The 17,130-nt window shown below is 62.3% G+C and carries 16 protein-coding genes; 6 read left to right on the top strand and 10 right to left on the bottom strand.

Annotated elements, in window-relative coordinates:
- The first annotated feature begins 12 nt into the window (after positions 1 to 12).
- The gene (locus Q0J75_RS04325) at positions 13 to 258 is read left to right on the top strand and encodes an RNA-binding S4 domain-containing protein (protein ID WP_087267740.1); all 246 of its coding nucleotides are present in this window, start codon (positions 13 to 15) and stop codon (positions 256 to 258) included.
- On the opposite strand, the gene Q0J75_RS04320 is transcribed toward Q0J75_RS04325, so the two are convergent.
- Positions 251 to 1,684: a M20/M25/M40 family metallo-hydrolase gene (locus tag Q0J75_RS04320; RefSeq protein ID WP_297197161.1), complete on the bottom strand. Its 1,434-nt coding sequence runs from the start codon at positions 1,682 to 1,684 to the stop codon at positions 251 to 253. The two genes, Q0J75_RS04325 and Q0J75_RS04320, sit on opposite strands and share 8 nt — an antisense overlap.
- A gap of 211 nt (positions 1,685 to 1,895) precedes the next feature.
- Between Q0J75_RS04320 and Q0J75_RS04315 the strand changes: the two genes are divergently transcribed.
- Positions 1,896 to 2,984 (top strand): PTS transporter subunit IIC, encoded by a 1,089-nt coding sequence (locus tag Q0J75_RS04315; RefSeq protein ID WP_297197199.1) that lies wholly within the window; start codon positions 1,896 to 1,898, stop codon positions 2,982 to 2,984.
- A gap of 85 nt (positions 2,985 to 3,069) precedes the next feature.
- On the opposite strand, the gene Q0J75_RS04310 is transcribed toward Q0J75_RS04315, so the two are convergent.
- A complete protein-coding gene (locus Q0J75_RS04310) occupies positions 3,070 to 3,597 on the bottom strand; it encodes a nitroreductase (RefSeq protein WP_297197159.1) in 528 nt (175 codons plus the stop codon).
- Positions 3,598 to 3,899: 302 nt separating this feature from the next.
- Here Q0J75_RS04310 and Q0J75_RS04305 point away from each other — a divergent pair, with 302 nt between their 5' ends.
- Positions 3,900 to 5,150, top strand: a complete 1,251-nt coding sequence (locus Q0J75_RS04305; protein ID WP_297197156.1) for a M16 family metallopeptidase — start codon at positions 3,900 to 3,902, stop codon at positions 5,148 to 5,150.
- A gap of 257 nt (positions 5,151 to 5,407) precedes the next feature.
- Here Q0J75_RS04305 and Q0J75_RS04300 read toward each other — a convergent pair whose 3' ends face one another.
- Genes Q0J75_RS04300 through Q0J75_RS04280 form a run of 5 tightly spaced genes read right to left on the bottom strand, consistent with a single transcriptional unit; the run spans position 5,408 to position 10,491 of the window.
- Positions 5,408 to 5,689 (bottom strand): HU family DNA-binding protein, encoded by a 282-nt coding sequence (locus tag Q0J75_RS04300; protein ID WP_297197153.1) that lies wholly within the window; start codon positions 5,687 to 5,689, stop codon positions 5,408 to 5,410.
- A gap of 58 nt (positions 5,690 to 5,747) precedes the next feature.
- Positions 5,748 to 6,536, bottom strand: a complete 789-nt coding sequence (mazG, locus tag Q0J75_RS04295) for a nucleoside triphosphate pyrophosphohydrolase (RefSeq protein WP_297197150.1) — start codon at positions 6,534 to 6,536, stop codon at positions 5,748 to 5,750.
- Between the two features lie 37 nt (positions 6,537 to 6,573).
- Positions 6,574 to 8,334 (bottom strand): putative polysaccharide biosynthesis protein, encoded by a 1,761-nt coding sequence (locus Q0J75_RS04290; RefSeq protein ID WP_297197147.1) that lies wholly within the window; start codon positions 8,332 to 8,334, stop codon positions 6,574 to 6,576.
- Positions 8,335 to 8,346: 12 nt separating this feature from the next.
- Positions 8,347 to 9,648 carry an amidohydrolase family protein gene (locus Q0J75_RS04285; RefSeq protein WP_297197143.1) on the bottom strand — a complete coding sequence of 434 codons (1,302 nt, stop codon included), beginning with the start codon at positions 9,646 to 9,648 and terminating at the stop codon, positions 8,347 to 8,349.
- 15 nt (positions 9,649 to 9,663) lie between these two features.
- Positions 9,664 to 10,491 carry a purine-nucleoside phosphorylase gene (locus tag Q0J75_RS04280; RefSeq protein ID WP_297197140.1) on the bottom strand — a complete coding sequence of 276 codons (828 nt, stop codon included), beginning with the start codon at positions 10,489 to 10,491 and terminating at the stop codon, positions 9,664 to 9,666.
- Between the two features lie 195 nt (positions 10,492 to 10,686).
- Between Q0J75_RS04280 and Q0J75_RS04275 the strand changes: the two genes are divergently transcribed.
- The 3 genes from Q0J75_RS04275 (at position 10,687) to rny (ending at position 14,565) form a co-directional block, all read left to right on the top strand.
- Positions 10,687 to 11,937, top strand: a complete 1,251-nt coding sequence (locus Q0J75_RS04275) for a putative DNA modification/repair radical SAM protein (protein WP_297197138.1) — start codon at positions 10,687 to 10,689, stop codon at positions 11,935 to 11,937.
- Positions 11,938 to 11,975: 38 nt separating this feature from the next.
- Positions 11,976 to 12,761 carry a TIGR03915 family putative DNA repair protein gene (locus tag Q0J75_RS04270; RefSeq protein ID WP_297197136.1) on the top strand — a complete coding sequence of 262 codons (786 nt, stop codon included), beginning with the start codon at positions 11,976 to 11,978 and terminating at the stop codon, positions 12,759 to 12,761.
- Positions 12,762 to 13,017: 256 nt separating this feature from the next.
- Positions 13,018 to 14,565 carry a ribonuclease Y gene (gene rny, locus Q0J75_RS04265; protein ID WP_297197135.1) on the top strand — a complete coding sequence of 516 codons (1,548 nt, stop codon included), beginning with the start codon at positions 13,018 to 13,020 and terminating at the stop codon, positions 14,563 to 14,565.
- A 74-nt stretch (positions 14,566 to 14,639) separates the two neighbouring features.
- On the opposite strand, the gene spoIIID is transcribed toward rny, so the two are convergent.
- From spoIIID to Q0J75_RS04250, 3 genes are all read right to left on the bottom strand, one after another.
- Entirely contained in the window at positions 14,640 to 14,888 is a 249-nt protein-coding gene (gene spoIIID, locus Q0J75_RS04260; RefSeq protein ID WP_297197132.1) for a sporulation transcriptional regulator SpoIIID, read from the bottom strand.
- A 72-nt stretch (positions 14,889 to 14,960) separates the two neighbouring features.
- Complete coding sequence (locus Q0J75_RS04255) at positions 14,961 to 16,244, bottom strand: sensor histidine kinase (RefSeq protein ID WP_297197130.1); 1,284 nt, start codon at positions 16,242 to 16,244, stop codon at positions 14,961 to 14,963.
- Between the two features lie 77 nt (positions 16,245 to 16,321).
- Positions 16,322 to 17,074 carry a LytR/AlgR family response regulator transcription factor gene (locus Q0J75_RS04250; protein WP_297197127.1) on the bottom strand — a complete coding sequence of 251 codons (753 nt, stop codon included), beginning with the start codon at positions 17,072 to 17,074 and terminating at the stop codon, positions 16,322 to 16,324.
- Positions 17,075 to 17,130 lie beyond the last annotated feature (56 nt).

Genomic DNA, 17,130 nt, shown 5'->3' with positions numbered 1-17,130 from the left:
GAGGATTCCGATATGCGTCTGGATAAATGGCTCAAGGTCTCCCGGCTCATCAAGCGGCGGACGGTGGCCAACGAGGCCTGTGACAACCAGCGGGTCACCGCCAATGGCCGGCCGGTGAAGGCCAGCTACGACGTAAAGGTGGGAGACGTGCTGGAGCTGCGCTTTGGCGAGCGCACCGTGAAGGTGGAGGTGCTGTCGGTGGCCGAGCACGTGGGCAAGGCCGACGCCCCCGCCCTGTACAAAGAGTTGCTCAGCTGAGGGGGTTCTCTAATACCCCCGCCAGCAGCAGGGCATAGTCGGCCAGTCCGGCCAGGGGGGCCCGCTCGTCTACCGAGTGGGCGTCCAGGATGTCCGGCCCGGTGGAGGCCATCACCAGAGCGGGAGCCTTGGCCCGGAATACCGACGGCTCCAGTCCCACATGCACCATATTGAGCTCCAACCCCCGCCCGGTCTGGGCCCGGTATACCCGGTCCAGCGCCAGGGCCAGGGGGTTCTTTTTATCTCCCGGCCAGCCGGGATAGCCGGTGACCGACAGGGCAAAGCCCGCCCCCTCCGCCAGGGCCTGGTTTTCCTTGGCCATGGCCTCCTCGTCCTCTTTCCGGGCGGCCCGGAGGAAGAGCCGGACGGCAAAGGAGGAATCGGCCTGTTCCGCCACCCCCAGGTTGGCAGAGGCCCCCACCACGCCGGGGAACTGGGGGTCCATAGCGTACACCCCGTGGCGGAGGGCGGTGAGCAGGCCCAGCACCGTCTGGCGGAAGCCGGCCGTCCACACCCGCTCCGGCTGGTTCACTGGAACGCAATCCGCCCGCAGATGGGGGTCGGTGGCGCGGAAGGGGGCCAGGGCGGCTTCTAACCCGGCCAGATCGGGGCGGGGACCCACCACCACCGCCTCCGCCGAGGCGGGAATGGCGTTGAAGGCGGCGCCGCCGTGGAAGCAGGCCACCGCCAGCTGGGGGTGATTTCCCAGGAAACCGGCCAGCAGGGCGATGGGGTTGGCCCGGCCCAGGTGGATGTCGTCGCCGGAGTGGCCGCCGGTGCCGCCGGTGAGGGAGAGCTGCCAGGCCTCCCCCGCCGGGGCCGGGCAGGTGTCCAGGGGGCGGGTCCAGGTCTCCCGCCGTCCCCCGGCGGAGCCCACAATGGCCCGGCCCAGGTGGAACCCGTCGGTGTTGAGCAGGTAGGCGGCCCCTTCCAGCCAGGCCGGGTCCACCGCCTTGGCCCCCTCCAGGCCCAGCTCCTCTCCTACGGTAAACAGCAGCCGCAGGGGCCCGTGGCTCACCCCCTGCCCCAAGACCCACAGGGCGGCGGCGTTGCCCAGGTTGTTGTCCGCCCCCAGGGAGGAGCGGCGGTCGGTGCGCAGATAGCCGTCCTGTTCCACAATGGTCACCGGGTCGGTGAGGGGATCAAAGCCGCTGCCGGGGGCCACGGCACACACCATGTCCATATGGCCCTGGAGGATGAGCAGGGGCTCCTCTTCCCGGCCCGGTGAGGGGGGGACCTCCGCCAGCAGATTGCCCGCCCCGTCCCGGATGGGGGACAGGCCCAGAGCTTGCAGATATTCCATAAAGTCCGCCCCTACCGCCTCCTCGTGGCGGGAGGGATGGGGATGGCGGGACAGAGTGCGGAAAGTGTCCACCACCCCGGCGGTGATGGCCTCCCGTCCGCCCAGACGTTCCAGTAAAGTCATGGTGTGCCTCCTTTTTGTATGGTAACCACCTGTAGGGCCGCCATATGTGGCGGCCGCACTGTGATGCAGATGGTTGGGTATGCTCTCCCGCTATCTTACCACATTCCCCGCCGCCGGGCATCTTTTCCTTGACAAAAATTCCCCCGCCGCTATAATAGTGCATTAAGGTGTCAAGACACTTGTTATGACGTATAGAACAGAGGAACTGGTTATGGGACAGGTATCGGCATTTCTCAAACGGAAAAATATTGTGATCTCCGGCAGGCGGTACGGGGTGGACGCCCTGGGGGCTATGGCTCAGGGCCTGTTCTGCTCCCTGCTCATCGGCACCATTCTGGATACCCTGGGGGACCAGCTGGGGTTGGCTTTTCTGGTGGAGGTGGGTGGTTACTGCTCGGCTATGAGCGGGGCGGCCATGGCGGTGGCCATTGGCTACGCCCTCCAGTCCCCTCCCCTGGTGCTCTTTTCCCTGGTGACGGTGGGCTATGCCGCCAACGCTTTGGGCAGTACCACCCTCAGCGGTGAAAAAGGGGCGGGCGGCCCTCTGGCGGTGCTCTTTATCGCCGTCATTGCCGCAGAGCTGGGCAAGGCGGTGTCCAAGGAGACCAAAATCGACATTCTGGTCACGCCCTTGGTGACCATTCTGGCGGGGGTGGGCCTGTCCGCCCTGTGGGCCCCCGCCATCGGTACCGCCGCCTCCGCCGTGGGCGACTTTGTGAAGTGGGCCACGGTGCTCCAGCCCTTCTGGATGGGAATGCTGGTGTCGGTGGTCATCGGGATCGCCCTCACCCTGCCCATCTCGTCGGCGGCTATCTGCGCCGCCATCGGCCTCACCGGGCTGGCGGGCGGGGCCGCCGTGGCGGGGTGCTGCGCCAATATGGTGGGCTTTGCGGTGCTCTCCTTCCGGGAGAACCGCTGGGGCGGATTGGTGAGCCAGGGCCTGGGTACCTCCATGCTCCAGATGGGGAACATCGTGAAAAACCCAAAGATCTGGCTGCCCGCCATTCTGACCTCCGCCATCACCGGCCCCATGGCCACCTGCCTGTTCCATCTGGAGATGAACGACCCCGCCTCCGGTGTGGCCTCCGGCATGGGCACCTGCGGCATGGTGGGCCCCATCGGGGTGTATACCGGCTGGGTCAACGATGTGGCCACCGGGGCCAAGGCCGCCATCACCGGCTTTGACTGGGCGGGGCTGATTCTGATCTGCTTTGTCCTCCCCGCCGTTCTGGCCTGGCTGTTTGGGCTGTTCTTTCGCCGGATTGGCTGGATCAAGGAGGGAGATCTGACGCTGGATTGACGGGATGGGCCAAGGGAGACTTTGCTCCTTATTCTATCATGCAAAAAGCGCGCCATCCGGCGCGCTTTTTGCTTACCTGCGGCAATTACCGCACATAATAGACATAGTTTTCCTTCCGGGGCGTAGCTTCGGGCTTGTCCCCCTCCCGGTAACCCAGGATGCAGTGGCCGATGCCCTCATAGTCCCCCTGGACGCCCCACTTGGCCAGCATGGCCTTGCCCTCATCGGACTCAAATTCCTCCTTGGCCCGGTGAATCCAGCAGGAGCCCAGCCCCGCCGCCTCGGCGGCGTTGAGCAGGTTATCCATGACGCAGCAGCCGTCATAGAAATAGGTGGGGGCGCTCTTGGCCGCCAGCACGATAAGGACCGTGGGAGCGCCGTAGAAGGGGTCGGCCTCCGGGTTGCCCATGATCCGGGCGTTCATGCGGCTCAGGGTATGGATGGTCTCCTTGTCCTGCACCACGATGATGATGGGGGACTGTCTGCCCATGCCGGTGGGGGCGTAGGTCCCCGCCTTGAGCACCGCCTGAAGGGCCTCCTCGGTGATCTGCTCGGGCTTGTAGGCCCGGCAGCTGCGGCGCGCTTCCAGAACCTTCAATGCTTCCTGATTCATACTTCCAACTTCCTTTCTGGTCTGATAAGTTCAGTATACCCCCTTCCCTGTCCCCCGTAAAGCGGGCGTTTTTCACAGAAATTTGCCTCTTTACGGCTCCGGCCGTTTGTTTTTCGGCTGACAAGGGAAAGGAGGTATGATATAATGGCGTGCAGGGCAATCTTAGGAGAGGAGCGGCACGGCAATGAAGCTGAAAGTAATCGGATACCTGGCGCTGATCCTGGCGATCACCGGGGTGGTACTGCTCCTGATCGCCCTGCGGGGATAAGGTCCCCATACAAAAGAATGTGAGGTCCTATTGTTTGAAGGTTGAAAAACGGACGCTCCCCAACGGGGCGCGTATCCTGACCGAGCGGATCCCCGGGGTCCGCTCGGCCTGTCTGGGCATCTGGGTGGGCACCGGCTCCCGGCATGAGGCCGCCGGAGAGAGCGGCGCCGCCCATTTTATTGAGCACATGCTCTTCAAAGGCACCGCCACCCGCACTGCCGCCCAGCTGGCAGAGGAGATGGACGCCATCGGCGGGCAGGTCAACGCCTTTACCACCAAGGAGTGCACCTGCTTCCACGCCCGGGTGCTGGACACCCACCTGCCCCAGGCCAGTGACATCCTGTGCGATATGTTTTTCCACTCCAAGTTTGACGATGGGGACGTGGACACCGAGCGGGGGGTCATTTTAGAAGAAATCGGCATGTACGAGGACAACCCGGAAGATCTGTGCGCCGAGCGGCTGGCCGGAGTGGTCTTCAAGGGCTCTCCGTTGGCCCGGCCCATTTTGGGGAAAAAGGCCACCCTGGACCAGATGGACGGGGCCTGGCTCAAGGCCTATCAGCAGGCCCACTATGCCCCCCACGCCATTGTGGTCACTCTGGCGGGCCAGTTTACCGAGAAAGATGTGGACGATCTGGCCGCCCGGTTTGGGGCGCTGGAGCCCCGCCCGCAGGAAAAGCGGAAGCCCGCCGCCTACCGCACCGGCATCGTGGTTAAGAAAAAGGCCATTGAGCAAAACCACCTGACCCTGGCTTTTCCGGGGCTGTCCTTCTCCGACCCCCGGCGGTTCACCCTCCAGCTGCTCTCCTCCATTCTGGGCGGCGGCATGTCCTCCCGGCTGTTCCAGCAGGTGCGGGAGCGGAAGGGGCTGTGCTACTCCATTTACTCCTACGGCACCTGCCACGACGACACCGGGTACTTTGGGATCTATACCGCCCTGGGCAAGGAGACCGAGCGGCAGGCCCTGGATACCATTCTGGGGGTGATCCGGGACTTCAACGACCACGGGGTCACCCAGGAGGAGCTGGACCGGGCCAGAGAGCAGTCCAAGGCCAACGTGCTCATGGGTCTGGAATCCACCCAGGCCCACATGAGCAGTCTGGGCCGTGGGGAGCTGATGGTGGGCCAGGTGCTGGACGAGGAGCAGATCATCGCCGCCTACGACGCCGTTACCCGGGAGGATGTCCGGGCCCTGGCGGAAGAGCTGATGGATTTTTCCAAGGCCTCTCTGTCCGCCGTGGGCCGGGTAGGCAAGACGGAGGAATACCAGAACCTGCTGGTATAAGACAATGTGGAAAACCATGTGGATAATGTGCAAAACTCTTTTTTACGGTAAATGGAGGGGACGCCCAACGGGGGCGTCCCCTTTTCCTGTTTCAGGCGCAATCCATTGGGGCGCAAGGGATTGACCAATTCTATCCCCAGCGCCTCCCCCCACCGGAGCGGGACGGCCCCGAAAAGGAGGCCATGTGGATAACTCATGGACCGGCGCTGCAAAAACGCAAAAATGCCCGTCCATGCGGACGGGCATTTTTATATCAATCAATTCTGCTGGGCCACGATATCCTTCAGGGCCTTGCCGGGCTTGAATACGGGCACCTTGGAGGCGGGGATCTTGATGCTCTCCTTGGTCTTGGGGTTGCGGCCGGTGCGCTCGGCGCGGTACTTCACCTCAAAAGCGCCGAAGCCAACCAGCTGCACTTTGTCCCCCTCGGCCAGGCACTGGGAAATGACCTCGATGGCGGCGTTGATGGCGTTTTCGGTATCCTTCTTAGACAGGCCGGATTTTTCGGCGGCCTCGTTGATCAGTTCAGCCTTGTTCATTTGCTGTTTTCCTCCTGTAACTGTGTTGTACTTGCATTATACTTAAGGCGATGGGCCGTTAAGTTTCTTTGGCGCACTCCCATAGCTTGTCCAATTCTTCCAGAGTCATGCCCTCCATGGACCTGCCCTGGGCGGCGGCCTGGGCCTCCACCTTGCGGAACCGGCCGATGAATTTGTCGGTGGCGCCGTTGAGGGCGTCCTCCGGGTCGGCCTTTAAAAAGCGGGAGACATTGACGGCGGAGAAGAGCAGGTCCCCCAGCTCCTCCTCCACGTTGGTGCCCTGGGCCACGGCCTGCTTCAGCTCGGACAGCTCCTCGGACAGCTTGTCCAGCGCCCCCGAGATATCCGGCCAGTCAAAGCCGGCCTTTTTAGCCTTCTTCTGCACCTTTTCCGCCCGCCACAGGGCAGGCAGAGAGCGGGCCACCGCCTCCAGCGCGTCGGTGTTGGTGGCCTGGCCCTTTTCCTTGCGCTTGAGCTCCTCCCAGTTGGTGAGCACTTCGCCGGTACCGCTCACCGCCACGTCTCCAAAGACGTGGGGGTGGCGGTAAATGAGCTTTTTACAGATCCCGTCGGCCACATCGTCCAGGCCGAACCGGCCGGCCTCCTGCTCCATGCGGGCATGGAACAGCACCTGGAGCAGCACATCCCCCAGCTCTTCCTTCAAATGCTCGGGGTTTTGCTCGTCGATGGCCTCCACCGCCTCGTAGGCCTCCTCCAGGAAGTTGCGGCGGATAGACGCATGGGTCTGCTCCGCATCCCAGGGACAGCCGCCGGGGGCGCGGAGAATACGGACAATCTCCTCCAGATCTTGGACATTATAGGAATCCTTATACTGAAAATCTACCATATTTCAAGGCCTCCTGCAACCTCTTTTTCCAAAAAAGTCAGCGAATCCGCAAGAGTTTGGCGATTTTGTCACCTTTGGGCATCATTTCCAGATCCTCCTTGGACAGCACCCGCAGGGCCACAATGAGGACGACATAGACCACCACGCCCACCAGGATACCGCCGGCGGTAGCCATGGCGTTTTTGAGGAAGGAGCCGGACAGGAACCGGGCCAGCAGGCCCTGACAGCCCCAGGCCGCCGCCGCCATGATGATGGAGGCGATGAGGGGCTTGAAGAACACCACGGTGAGCCGGGGGGGATGGGGCACCATCCGCTTGATGATGATGAGGTTGAGCACCGACACCACCACAAAGCAGGTCAGGGTACCGATGGGAGCGCCGTAGATCATGAACTTGGGGTTGCCCACCAGGGTATAGCTGACGATGACCTTGGACACGCCGCCGATCACCATGGTGATGATGGGCAGGTTGACGATGCCGTTGGCCTGAAGGATGGCGGAGGCCACCACCTGGATGCACACAAACAAGGAGGCAATGCCCAGGATGGACAGCAGGGGTCCGGCGATGGACTCATCCACATTGCCCACGGTGAGCAGCTGAATGATGGGGGTGCCCAGGGCGAACAGGCCGAAGCCGCAGGGCAGGGCGATGAGGGCGGAGACACGCATGGCGGACTCGGTGGTGCGCTGGGCCCCCAGGCCGTCCCGCCGGGCGATGCAGGCGGACACGCCGGGCACGATGCAGGCGGTCAGCGGCACCATCAGGTTAAAGGGCAGGTTGTAGATGCTCATGGTCTTGCTGTAAGCGCCGTACAAGCTGCGGGCGGAGTCCAGAATGGGGTCCAGGGCGGTGTTGGGGTCGGTGAGGACGGCCTCCTGGAACTTGGACAGATTCTCCTGGAAAATGGTCACCGACTTGGGGAAGATGTCCAGCACGCTGTTGTTGATGCCGGTGAGCCCATCCTGAATGGCGGTAAAGACGCTTTGCAGCTGGCTCTGCACCAGGCCGGTGTCGATCAGGTTGACGATGGACAGGGTGCAGGAGCTGAGGGTGATGGGGATGGCCAGCTTGAGCAGCTTGGCCAGAATGTCCCGGGAGCGGTCCGGGGTGTCGTTGGAGTGGGTGCGCTCCCGCTGGTTGGTGCGGATGTGGTTGAAGGCCAAAAAGGCCACTGACAAAATAGAGCCGATGGACACGCCCAGCAGCGCGCCGGAGGCGGACAGGCGGCTTTTCAGATCCTCGTCGGGAATGGCGGAGTTGAGGACCAGGAAGGCCAAAGCCAGACCCAGAAAGAGCTTGCACAGGGCCTCAATGACCTGGGAAATGCCGGTGGGCACCATGTTCATGTGGCCCTGGGCATAGCCCCGGAAGGCGGAGCAGATGCAGGTACACAGCACCGCGGGAGACAGGGCCAGCACGGCAAAGACCGCCTTCTCATTTTGCAGCACATAGGTGGCCACAATGGGGGAGAACACCGACATGCACACAAAGCTGAACAGGCCCATGAACAAAAAGGCGGAAAAGGCCACCCGGAACACCCGGGCCTTCTGGTTCTGGCGGCCCAGGGCGTTGCACTCGCTCACCGTCTTGGACAGGGCCACAGGCAGGCCCGCCGTGGAGATGGTGAGGAAGAAGGTGTAGATGTTGTAGGCCGCGTTGAAGTCGGCGTAGGCCTCGTCGGGCAGCAGGGCGGTCAGCGGGATCTTGTAGATGGCGCCGATGACCTTGACAATAATGGTGGTCATGGCCAAAAAGGCCGCCGCACCGTAGAAGGTATTTTTTTTCTGCTGGTTTGACAACGGTAGTCCCCCTTATTTGCTCTGGAACAGCAGAGGAAGGGCGTAGTCCGCCACTTCCCGGCGTACCCGCTCCAGATCGATGGTGAGGAAGTCCCCATCCTTGTATATGACCTTGCCCCGGGCCATATTCATGCACACGTCGGTGCCGTGGGCGGCATAGGCCAGATTGGAAAGAACGCTGTGGCAGGGGGTCAGGTTCAGGTGGGAGAAGTCCACCAGGATCAGGTCGGCCTCATAGCCGCCCTGGATCATGCCGGTCTTGCGGCCCAGAGCGGCGCCGCCGTCCCGGGTGGCCATCCGCAGGGCGTCGGCGGGCAGCAGGGCCAAGGGATCGCAGCCCGCCCCATTGTGGAGGATGGCGGCAAACTTGAGGTCGCTGAAGAAGTCGGTGCAGTTGTTGGAGGACACCCCGTCGGTGCCCAGGCACACGTTGACCCCCGCTTTCTTCATGGCGGGGATGGGGGCGATGCCGCTGCCCAGCTTCAGGTTGGAAATGGGGTTGTGGATGGCGGAGATGCCTTTTTCCGCCATAATGGCCCAGTCCTCCGGGGTGGTCCACACACAGTGGGCGGCAATGGCCCGGGTGTCCCACACCCCGTAGTCGTTGAGGATCTGGATGGGGGTCTTGCCGTGGCGGGCGATGCAGGCCTCATGCTCGGCCTTCGTCTCGGAGATGTGGACGTGCATCCCCAGCTGGTGCTCCCTGGCGTAGTCGGCCATCCACTGCCACAGCTCGGCTCGGGAGGTGTACTCTCCGTGGATGGAGGCGTCCACCCGGATCTGGCCGTCGTTGTAGTTGTGCCATTTTTCGGTCAGCTCCCGCTGGGCCACACAGTCGTGGTTGGTGTCCGGGTCAAAGCCCTCGCCGAAGAGCACCCCCCCCACGCTCAGGTTGGCGCTGATTCCGGCGGAGGCCACCTCCTGGGCGATGATGTCGGTGCGCATATACATGTCGGCGATAGAGGTGACGCCGGAGGCGATCATCTCGGCCAGACCCAGAGCGGTGCAGGCCCGGACGGCCCGGTCGTCCCAGCGGGCCTCCACCGGGAAGATATAGTTGTGCAGCCAGTCCTGGAGGTTGTTGCCGTCGCCGTAGCCCCGCATGGCGGTCATGGGCACATGGGTGTGGGCGTTGACAAAGCCGGGCATGAGCACATTGCCCTTGCAGTCGATCTCCTGGTCGAAGGGGCCCCAGGGGCGCTGGGTGCCCACCGAGCGGATGCGGGTGCCCTCCACCTCCACATAGGCGTTGGGCAGGACGGTATTCTGGTCGTCCATCAGCACGGCGGTGCAGTTATGAATGAGAATGGACATAAGGCAATTCTCCTTTTATTGGATTTTCTTCAGGCAGGCCAGCACCAGTCGGGAGAACTTGTCCTTGCAGGCCTCGGCGGCCTCCAGCACCTCCTCCTCTGACAGAGGCTGATTGAGGATACCGGCGGCCATGTTGCTCAGCAGGGTGAAGCCAAGCACCTCCATCCCGCAGTGGCCCGCCACGATGACCTCGGGGGCGGTGGACATACCCACCGCGTCGGCCCCGGCAATGCGGGCAAAGCGCACCTCGGCGGGTGTCTCGTACTGGGGGCCGGGGAAGTACATATACACGCCTTCCTTCAGGTCAATGCGCAGCTCCCGGGCGGCGGAACGGGCCACCTCCTGAAGGGCTGGGGTGTACAGGTGGGAGGCGTCGGGGAAGCGCACGCCGAATTCCGGCAGGTTCTCACCCCGCAGGGGGGACTCCATAAAGATCTTGATCTGGTCGGTGATGAGCATCAGATCCCCCGCCTTCCAGTTCATGTTGACGCACCCGGCGGCGTTGGTGACGATGAGGGTGGAACAACCCAGCAGCTTGAGCACCCGGACGGCATAGGCCACCTCCTCATAGGAGTAGCCCTCGTAGTGGTGCATCCGGCCCTGCATGACGGCCACCGGCTGGCCCTCCAGGGTGCCGAATACCAGCCGGCCCTTGTGGCCGGGGGCGGTGGAGGCCTTGAAATGGGGGATCTCTCCATAGGGTACGGCGATGGGGTTTTCCACAATGTCTCCCATGTAGCCCAGGCCGGAGCCAAGGATCATGGCTACCTTGGGGGTAAAGGAACCGATCTTACCGCGGATATAATCGGCGCTCTGCTGATACTGAGCAAAGGTGTAATGCATAAAAGCTCCTCCTTAAACAGCGGATGAAAGTAAAAAGACGGTCGGTATAAAAGGTTAATCTATGCAATTATACACCTTGTAATGGGAAAACGCAACGTAGTTTCCACCCCATTTGTGCCGGTTCCAGGCACAATCCACCACTTGACTGGTACATTTGTTCGATGTATAATGGAGCCAGACAAGGGGGGGAGCGCTGTGGAGCTGCTGGACAAGCTGACCATTCTGGCGGACGCCGCCAAGTACGACGCCGCCTGTACCTCCAGCGGGGTGGACCGGCGGGGCGGCAGGGGCATGGGGAGCACCATGGCCGCCGGGTGCTGCCACTCCTTTTCCGCCGACGGCCGGTGTATCTCCCTGCTGAAGGTGCTCTATACCAACCGGTGTATCTACGATTGCGCCTACTGCGTCAACCGCCGGTCCAACGACCTGCCCCGGGCGGCCTTCACCCCCCGGGAGCTGGCCGAGCTGACCATGGGCTTTTACCGGCGCAACTACATCGAGGGCCTGTTTTTGTCCTCGGCGGTGTGGGTCAGCCCCGACCGCACCACAGAGGAGATGATCGCGGCCCTCTCCCTGCTGCGGAAGGAATACGGGTTTCGCGGCTATATCCACGCCAAGGCCATCCCTGGGGCCGACCCGGCCCTGACGGAGCGGCTGGGGCTGCTGGCCGACCGGCTTTCGGTGAATATCGAGCTGCCCAGCCAGGACAGCCTCCATAAATTGTGCCCCGACAAGGAGAAAAAAGCCATTCTGGCTCCCATGGCCCAGATCCGGGACGGCATCACCCAGGCCAAGGGGGAGCTGGTAAAATACCGCCACGCCCCCCGGTTTGCCCCGGCGGGCCAGTCCACCCAGATGATTATCGGGGCCACCCCGGAGAGCGACCGGCATATTTTGACCCTGACCCAGGCCCTCTATGACAAGTACAAGCTCAAGCGGGTGTTTTTCTCGGCCTATATGCCAGTGTCGGACAGCGCCCTCCTCCCCGCCCGGCGGGACTTTCAGCCGCCCCTGCTGCGGGAGCACCGGCTGTACCAGGCCGATTGGCTGCTGCGGTTTTATCACTTCCGGGCGGAGGAGCTGCTGGACGAGGCCTCCCCCAACTTCGACACCCGGGTGGACCCCAAATGTGCCTGGGCTCTGGGGCACATGGACCGCTTTCCGGTGGAGGTGAACCGGGCCGACTATGAAACCCTCCTGCGGGTGCCCGGCATCGGGGTGACCTCCGCCCGCCGTATCCTCACCGCCCGGCGGGTAGGGCCCCTCACCTTCTCGGGGCTGAAAACCCTGGGGGTGGTGCTGAAACGGGCCCAGTATTTCATTACCTGCTCGGGCAAAATGCTGGAGGGGCTGCGGGTCAGCCCCGACGGGGTGCTGCGGCATCTGGTTGCCCTGGAAAAGCCTGCCCTGGCGGGGGATCAGCCGGAACAGCTATCGCTGTTTTAAGGTCCGCTCCCCCGCCCATTCCCGAAAGGAGGCCGCCCATGGAATGGCCCAAATTTGCCTACACCTATGACGGCAGCTTTGCCGGTTTTCTCACCTGCGTCTTTACCGCCTACGCAAACCAAGAGGAACCGGCCTGCTTTCTCACCCATCAGGAGGGCCAGGCCGCCCTGTGGCCCGAGCGGACGGTGGACACCGACCATGAGCGGGCCAAGCGGGTATACCGCTCCCTTTCCCCCAGGCTGGGCCGTCAAGGCAAGACCTTGGTGACCTACGGCTTTCTCACCTGCCTGGACCAGCGGGAGCTGTGCCTGTGGGACTTTCTCAAGCTGGGGTATGCCAAAGGCCCCGCCGTCACCCGGGATTTGACCGACCCCAGGGTGGCGGCCCTCAACAAAGCGGTGCTCCACCTGACCCGGGAGGCCCATCTGCTCAAGGGCTTTACCCGCTTTTCCGACCAGGGCGGGGTGCTGGCCGGGGAGATCGCCCCCAAAAACCGGGTGCTCCCCCTGCTGCGGCCCCACTTTGCCGCCCGCTACCCCGAAGAGGCCCTGGCCCTCTACGACAGGACCCACCGGGAGGCCCTCTTCTGCCAGGGGGGCAAGTGGGCCATTGTCCCCCTGGACCAGTTTTCCCTTAACCAGCCCGGACATGGGGAGCTGGACTACCGGGGACTGTGGCGGCGGTTTTATGACACCATCGCCATTGAGGGCCGCTATAACCCCAAGTGCCGCATGACCCACATGCCCAAACGGTACTGGGGGACCATGACGGAGTTTCAGCGGGAGGACCCGCCCCCTGCCGACACCCATCTCCGGCAAATTTGAAGGACGCGCTGCATTTTGCGGCGCGTCCTCGCCTTTTCCCGGGAAATAAGGCAGGGAACGATTCTTCCGGCGCGGAATTTTCTTGACAGGAGCGGCGGACAGCCTTACAATAGATTCGGTGCATATTTTGAAGGGCAAGGGGTACGCTCTTCAAATTTTTGTACGGGTCGGACAAATCCGGCCCCTCTGCCCACTTGGGAATTGAACAAAACCAATGAAAGAAAAATCCAAACAAATGGAGGTGTGAACCCGGCTCATGTTGCCTGTCATATTAGCAGCCGTCATCGCGTTCGTGGTCGCGGCTGTGGTATTTTTCATCCTGGGCATCCAGTACCGCCGCAAGGTGGCGGAGAAGGAGATCTCCAGTGCCGAGGAGGAGGCCAAGCGCATCATCAACGAGTCCATCAAGAGCGCCGAGAGCAAGAAGCGAGAGGCGCTGGTGGAGGCCAAGGAGGAGATCCTTCAGGCCCGCAACGAGTACGAGCGCGAGGTCAAGGAGCGCCGGGCCGACCTGCAAAAGCAGGAGCGGCGCTTGCAGCAGAAGGAAGAGAACCTGGACCGCAAGACCGAGAACATTGAGAAGAAAGAGGACACCTTACAGCGCAAGCTGACCGAGCTGGAAGCGGCCCGGGAAGAGGTGGCCACCGTGAAAAAGACCCAGATGGAGGTGCTGGAGCGCATTTCCGGCTTCACCGCCGAGGAGGCCAAGGACTATCTCATCAACCAGCTGGCCGAGGAAGTGACCCACGAGTCGGCCATGAAGGTGCGGGAGATCGAGGCCCAGTTCAAGGAGGAAGCCGACCAGCGGGCCAAGGAGATCCTGTCCCTGGCCATCCAGCGCTGCGCCGCGGACCATGTGGCGGAAGCCACCGTCTCTGTGGTACCCCTGCCCAACGACGAGATGAAGGGGCGCATCATTGGCCGCGAAGGCCGCAACATCCGCACCCTGGAGACCCTGACCGGGGTGGACCTGAACATCGACGATACCCCCGAGGTGATTACCGTCTCCTGCTTCGACCCCGTCCGCCGGGAGATTGCCCGGCTGGCTCTGGAGAAGCTGATCCAGGACGGCCGCATCCACCCCACCCGCATCGAGGAAATGGTGGAGAAGGCCAAGCGGGAGGTGGACGCCACCATCAAGGCTGAGGGCGAGCGGGCCGTGTTCGAGACCAACGTCCACGGACTGCACCCGGAGCTGATCAAACTGCTGGGCCGGATGCGCTACCGCACCAGCTACGGCCAGAACGTGCTCAACCACTCCATCGAGGTGGCCCATCTGGCCGGTCTGCTGGCCGCCGAGATCGGCGCCGACATCACCGAGGCCAAGCGGGCCGGCCTGCTCCACGATTTGGGTAAGGCCATCGACCATGAGGTGGAGGGCTCCCACGTCCAGATCGGCGTGGAGCTGGCCCGGAAGTACCGGGAGAGCGAGAACGTGATCCACGCCATCGAGGCCCACCACAACGATGTGGAGCCCAAGACGGTGGTGGCCTGCCTGGTGCAGGCGGCCGACGCCATCTCTGCCGCCAGGCCCGGCGCCCGGCGGGAGAACCTGGAGAACTACATCAAGCGTCTGGAGAAGCTGGAGGAGGTCACCTCTTCCTTCCCTGGTGTGGAGAAGTCCTACGCCATCCAGGCGGGCCGGGAGGTCCGCATCATGGTGGCCCCCGACAAGGTCAGCGAGGACCAGATGGTGCTGCTGGCCCGGGAGATCGCCAAGAAGATCGAGGAAGAGCTGGAATACCCCGGCCAGATCAAGGTGAATATGATCCGGGAGACCAAAGTGGTGGATTACGCCAAGTAATCAAAACCGAAAAAATAGCAAAACAGGCGGGCCGCGTCAGCGGCCCGCCTGTTTTTTATGGCTTGCGCCGGGTATCAAACCCCTTTGTATTTCCGCCGGGTGGCGATGCCGCCCCGGATGTGCCGTTCCGCCTTGTTTTCCTCCAGCACCCCCTTGACCTGGAGATAGAGGGGCCGGTTGAAGGAGGGCAGGCGTTCGCTCAAATCTTTGTGTACGGTGGATTTGCTGATGCCGAATTGCCGGGCGGCGGTCCGCACCGTGGCACGGTTCTCTATGATGTAAAGCGCCAGCCGGCAGGCGCGCTCCTCAATGTTCCCTTTCAAACAGCAACACTCCCCGCAATGATTCTCACGGGGCATATATATGCGTGGGAAAGGGCGGATATGTGATGGGCCTTACAAAACCAGCCGCATGGAAAACCACCCGTTTTCATAGCAAAACTTCAGGCTGGCTCCGTATTTCTGACAAAAGGCATAGATGGACCGGCTTCCCAGACCGTGTCCCTGCTGGCTGGATACCGGCAAGCCCTTTCTGTCAAAGGTCACCGGTCCGGCGCAGGGATTGGAGATCTCCAGCATAATGCTGGGCCGGGAGATGACCTTGCACCACAACGCCCGCTGCTCCGGGGGCAGAGCGGCGCAGGCGTGGATGGCGTTTTCCAGGGCGTTGGCAAAGACCACAGCCAGCTCCCCCTCGTCCACCGGCAGCTGGTCGGGCAGGGCGATCTGGGCGTCTACGGCGATCTCCTGCCGCCGGGCCTGCTCAAAATAGGAGGAGAACATGGCGTCCAGCACCGGGGGGCGGCACCAGCGCACCGGCTTTTGCTGGTTCAGCCGCATTTGGGCGGCGTCCAGAAAGGCCAGCGCCTCCTCCCGGTCTCCCCGGGCCACCAGCTCCGCCGCCGTCTGAAGGCGGTGGCGCAGATCATGGCGAAGGATATTTACAGTTTCCGCCGTGTCCCTTGTGGCCTGCAATTTTTGCTGGAGGGCCGAGACCTGAATGGCCACCAGAGCGGCGTTCTGCCGCTCCAGCTGGACGTAATACTGGTTATGAAGCCCTATAAAGACGCTGATGTACACCACCAGAAGCGGCAGAATCGCAGTGTAGAGATAGATACGCTGGATGTCGTTGTCCATATAGCTCTGGGGCCATGTGGCCAGAAGGATCAGATAGGCGCAAAATATGCAGGGGATGGGGGTCAGTACCCACCACCAACGGGTGGGCAGGACAGCGGCCAGCGCCCGGAAGGGCTGCCGCAAAAACCGCCATTCCAGCCAGATCACCGGCAGGTAAAACAGACACATGAACACAAAATTCATCATGGGGGGCAGCTTCCACAGCTCGGTCAGCATCCGGCAGAATGAGGCGGCCACCAGGGAAAAGACGATCTGTGTCATGTAGTTGAATACTGCCAGGGCGGGGGTGTCCTTGGCCGCCCAATAGGAGATCAGGATGGCGGGAAACGATACGTTCAGCAGGAACACCCGCAGCAGCAGCACCTCTCCCCCCACATACAGCAGTACCCCGCAGGAGAACGCCACCCAACTCAGATAGACCAGCAGAATCACCAGCAGTTTCCGAACGCTGAAACGGAAGTCTGTCAGGCTGGCCATCATACCCAGGGTCATAATGGTGATAAAAAAGCTGCGAACAATCAAAAATCCTATGCTGTATTCCACCAATATCTCATCCCCTTTTCCAATACTCTGTTTTTAATGGGCCAACAGGGTCAGGACGATTTGCCCCCGAGGACGTCCTACCAGGTTGTGTTTTCCTCCAGCCAGAATTTCCCCCACGCGTTTTTAAAAGCGGCCACCGCCATCCGGGGCAGCGGCAGGACCCCGCCGTCATCCAGCAGGGCACTCTGGCCCCGCACCCCGGTGATGTGCTGGAAGTTGAGCACAAAGCTGGCGCCGCACCGGTAAAACCGGCCGTCGGACAAAAGGGGGGCGGTCATCTCCTTAAAAGAGGTCCGAATGCTTTGGGAGTCCACCACCTCGCCGGCACAGTGGTAGCGCATGATGCGCCCCACCCGCTCCACATACCGGATATCCTCCATACGGACCCGCCGGGGGCCCTGGGGCGTGCTTACGATGACAACGCTGTTTATCCGACTGCTGCGCCGCCGCTCCAGCTGCGCTACCGCCCGGTCCAGCACCGAAAAGAGCTTCTCCCGGTCCACCGGTTTCAGCAGGTAGAAAAAAGCGGATACGTCATAGCTGTCCACCGCGTAATCGTCTGACGTGGACAGATAGATGATCTCCCCTCCGTCCCCCAGCTCCCGCAGCCGGTGGCCGGTCTGGATGCCGTTGAGCCCCGGCATGAGCACGTCCAAAAGGTAGAGGTCAAAACCGCTCTGTGCCCCGGCCTGTTCCAGCAGTTCCTCCCCCCGCTGAAAAACGGAGATCTGTCCGTGGAGCGTGGAATGGGTCTGAAAATATACATGGAGAAGATCTGTCATTTTGTGCAGGTAGTCGGGATCGTCGTCACAAACCGCTACTTGTACCATAGGCATCCACCCGCTTTCTAAAAAATTGTCGAATTTTGCGCAAATAGGACTAAATT

The sequence above is a fragment of the uncultured Flavonifractor sp. genome (assembly GCF_944385615.1).
GTDB lineage: Bacteria > Bacillota > Clostridia > Oscillospirales > Oscillospiraceae > Flavonifractor.
The sequence above is the reverse complement of the archived record's forward strand: the minus strand, read 5'-3'. Positions and strand labels throughout refer to the sequence as shown.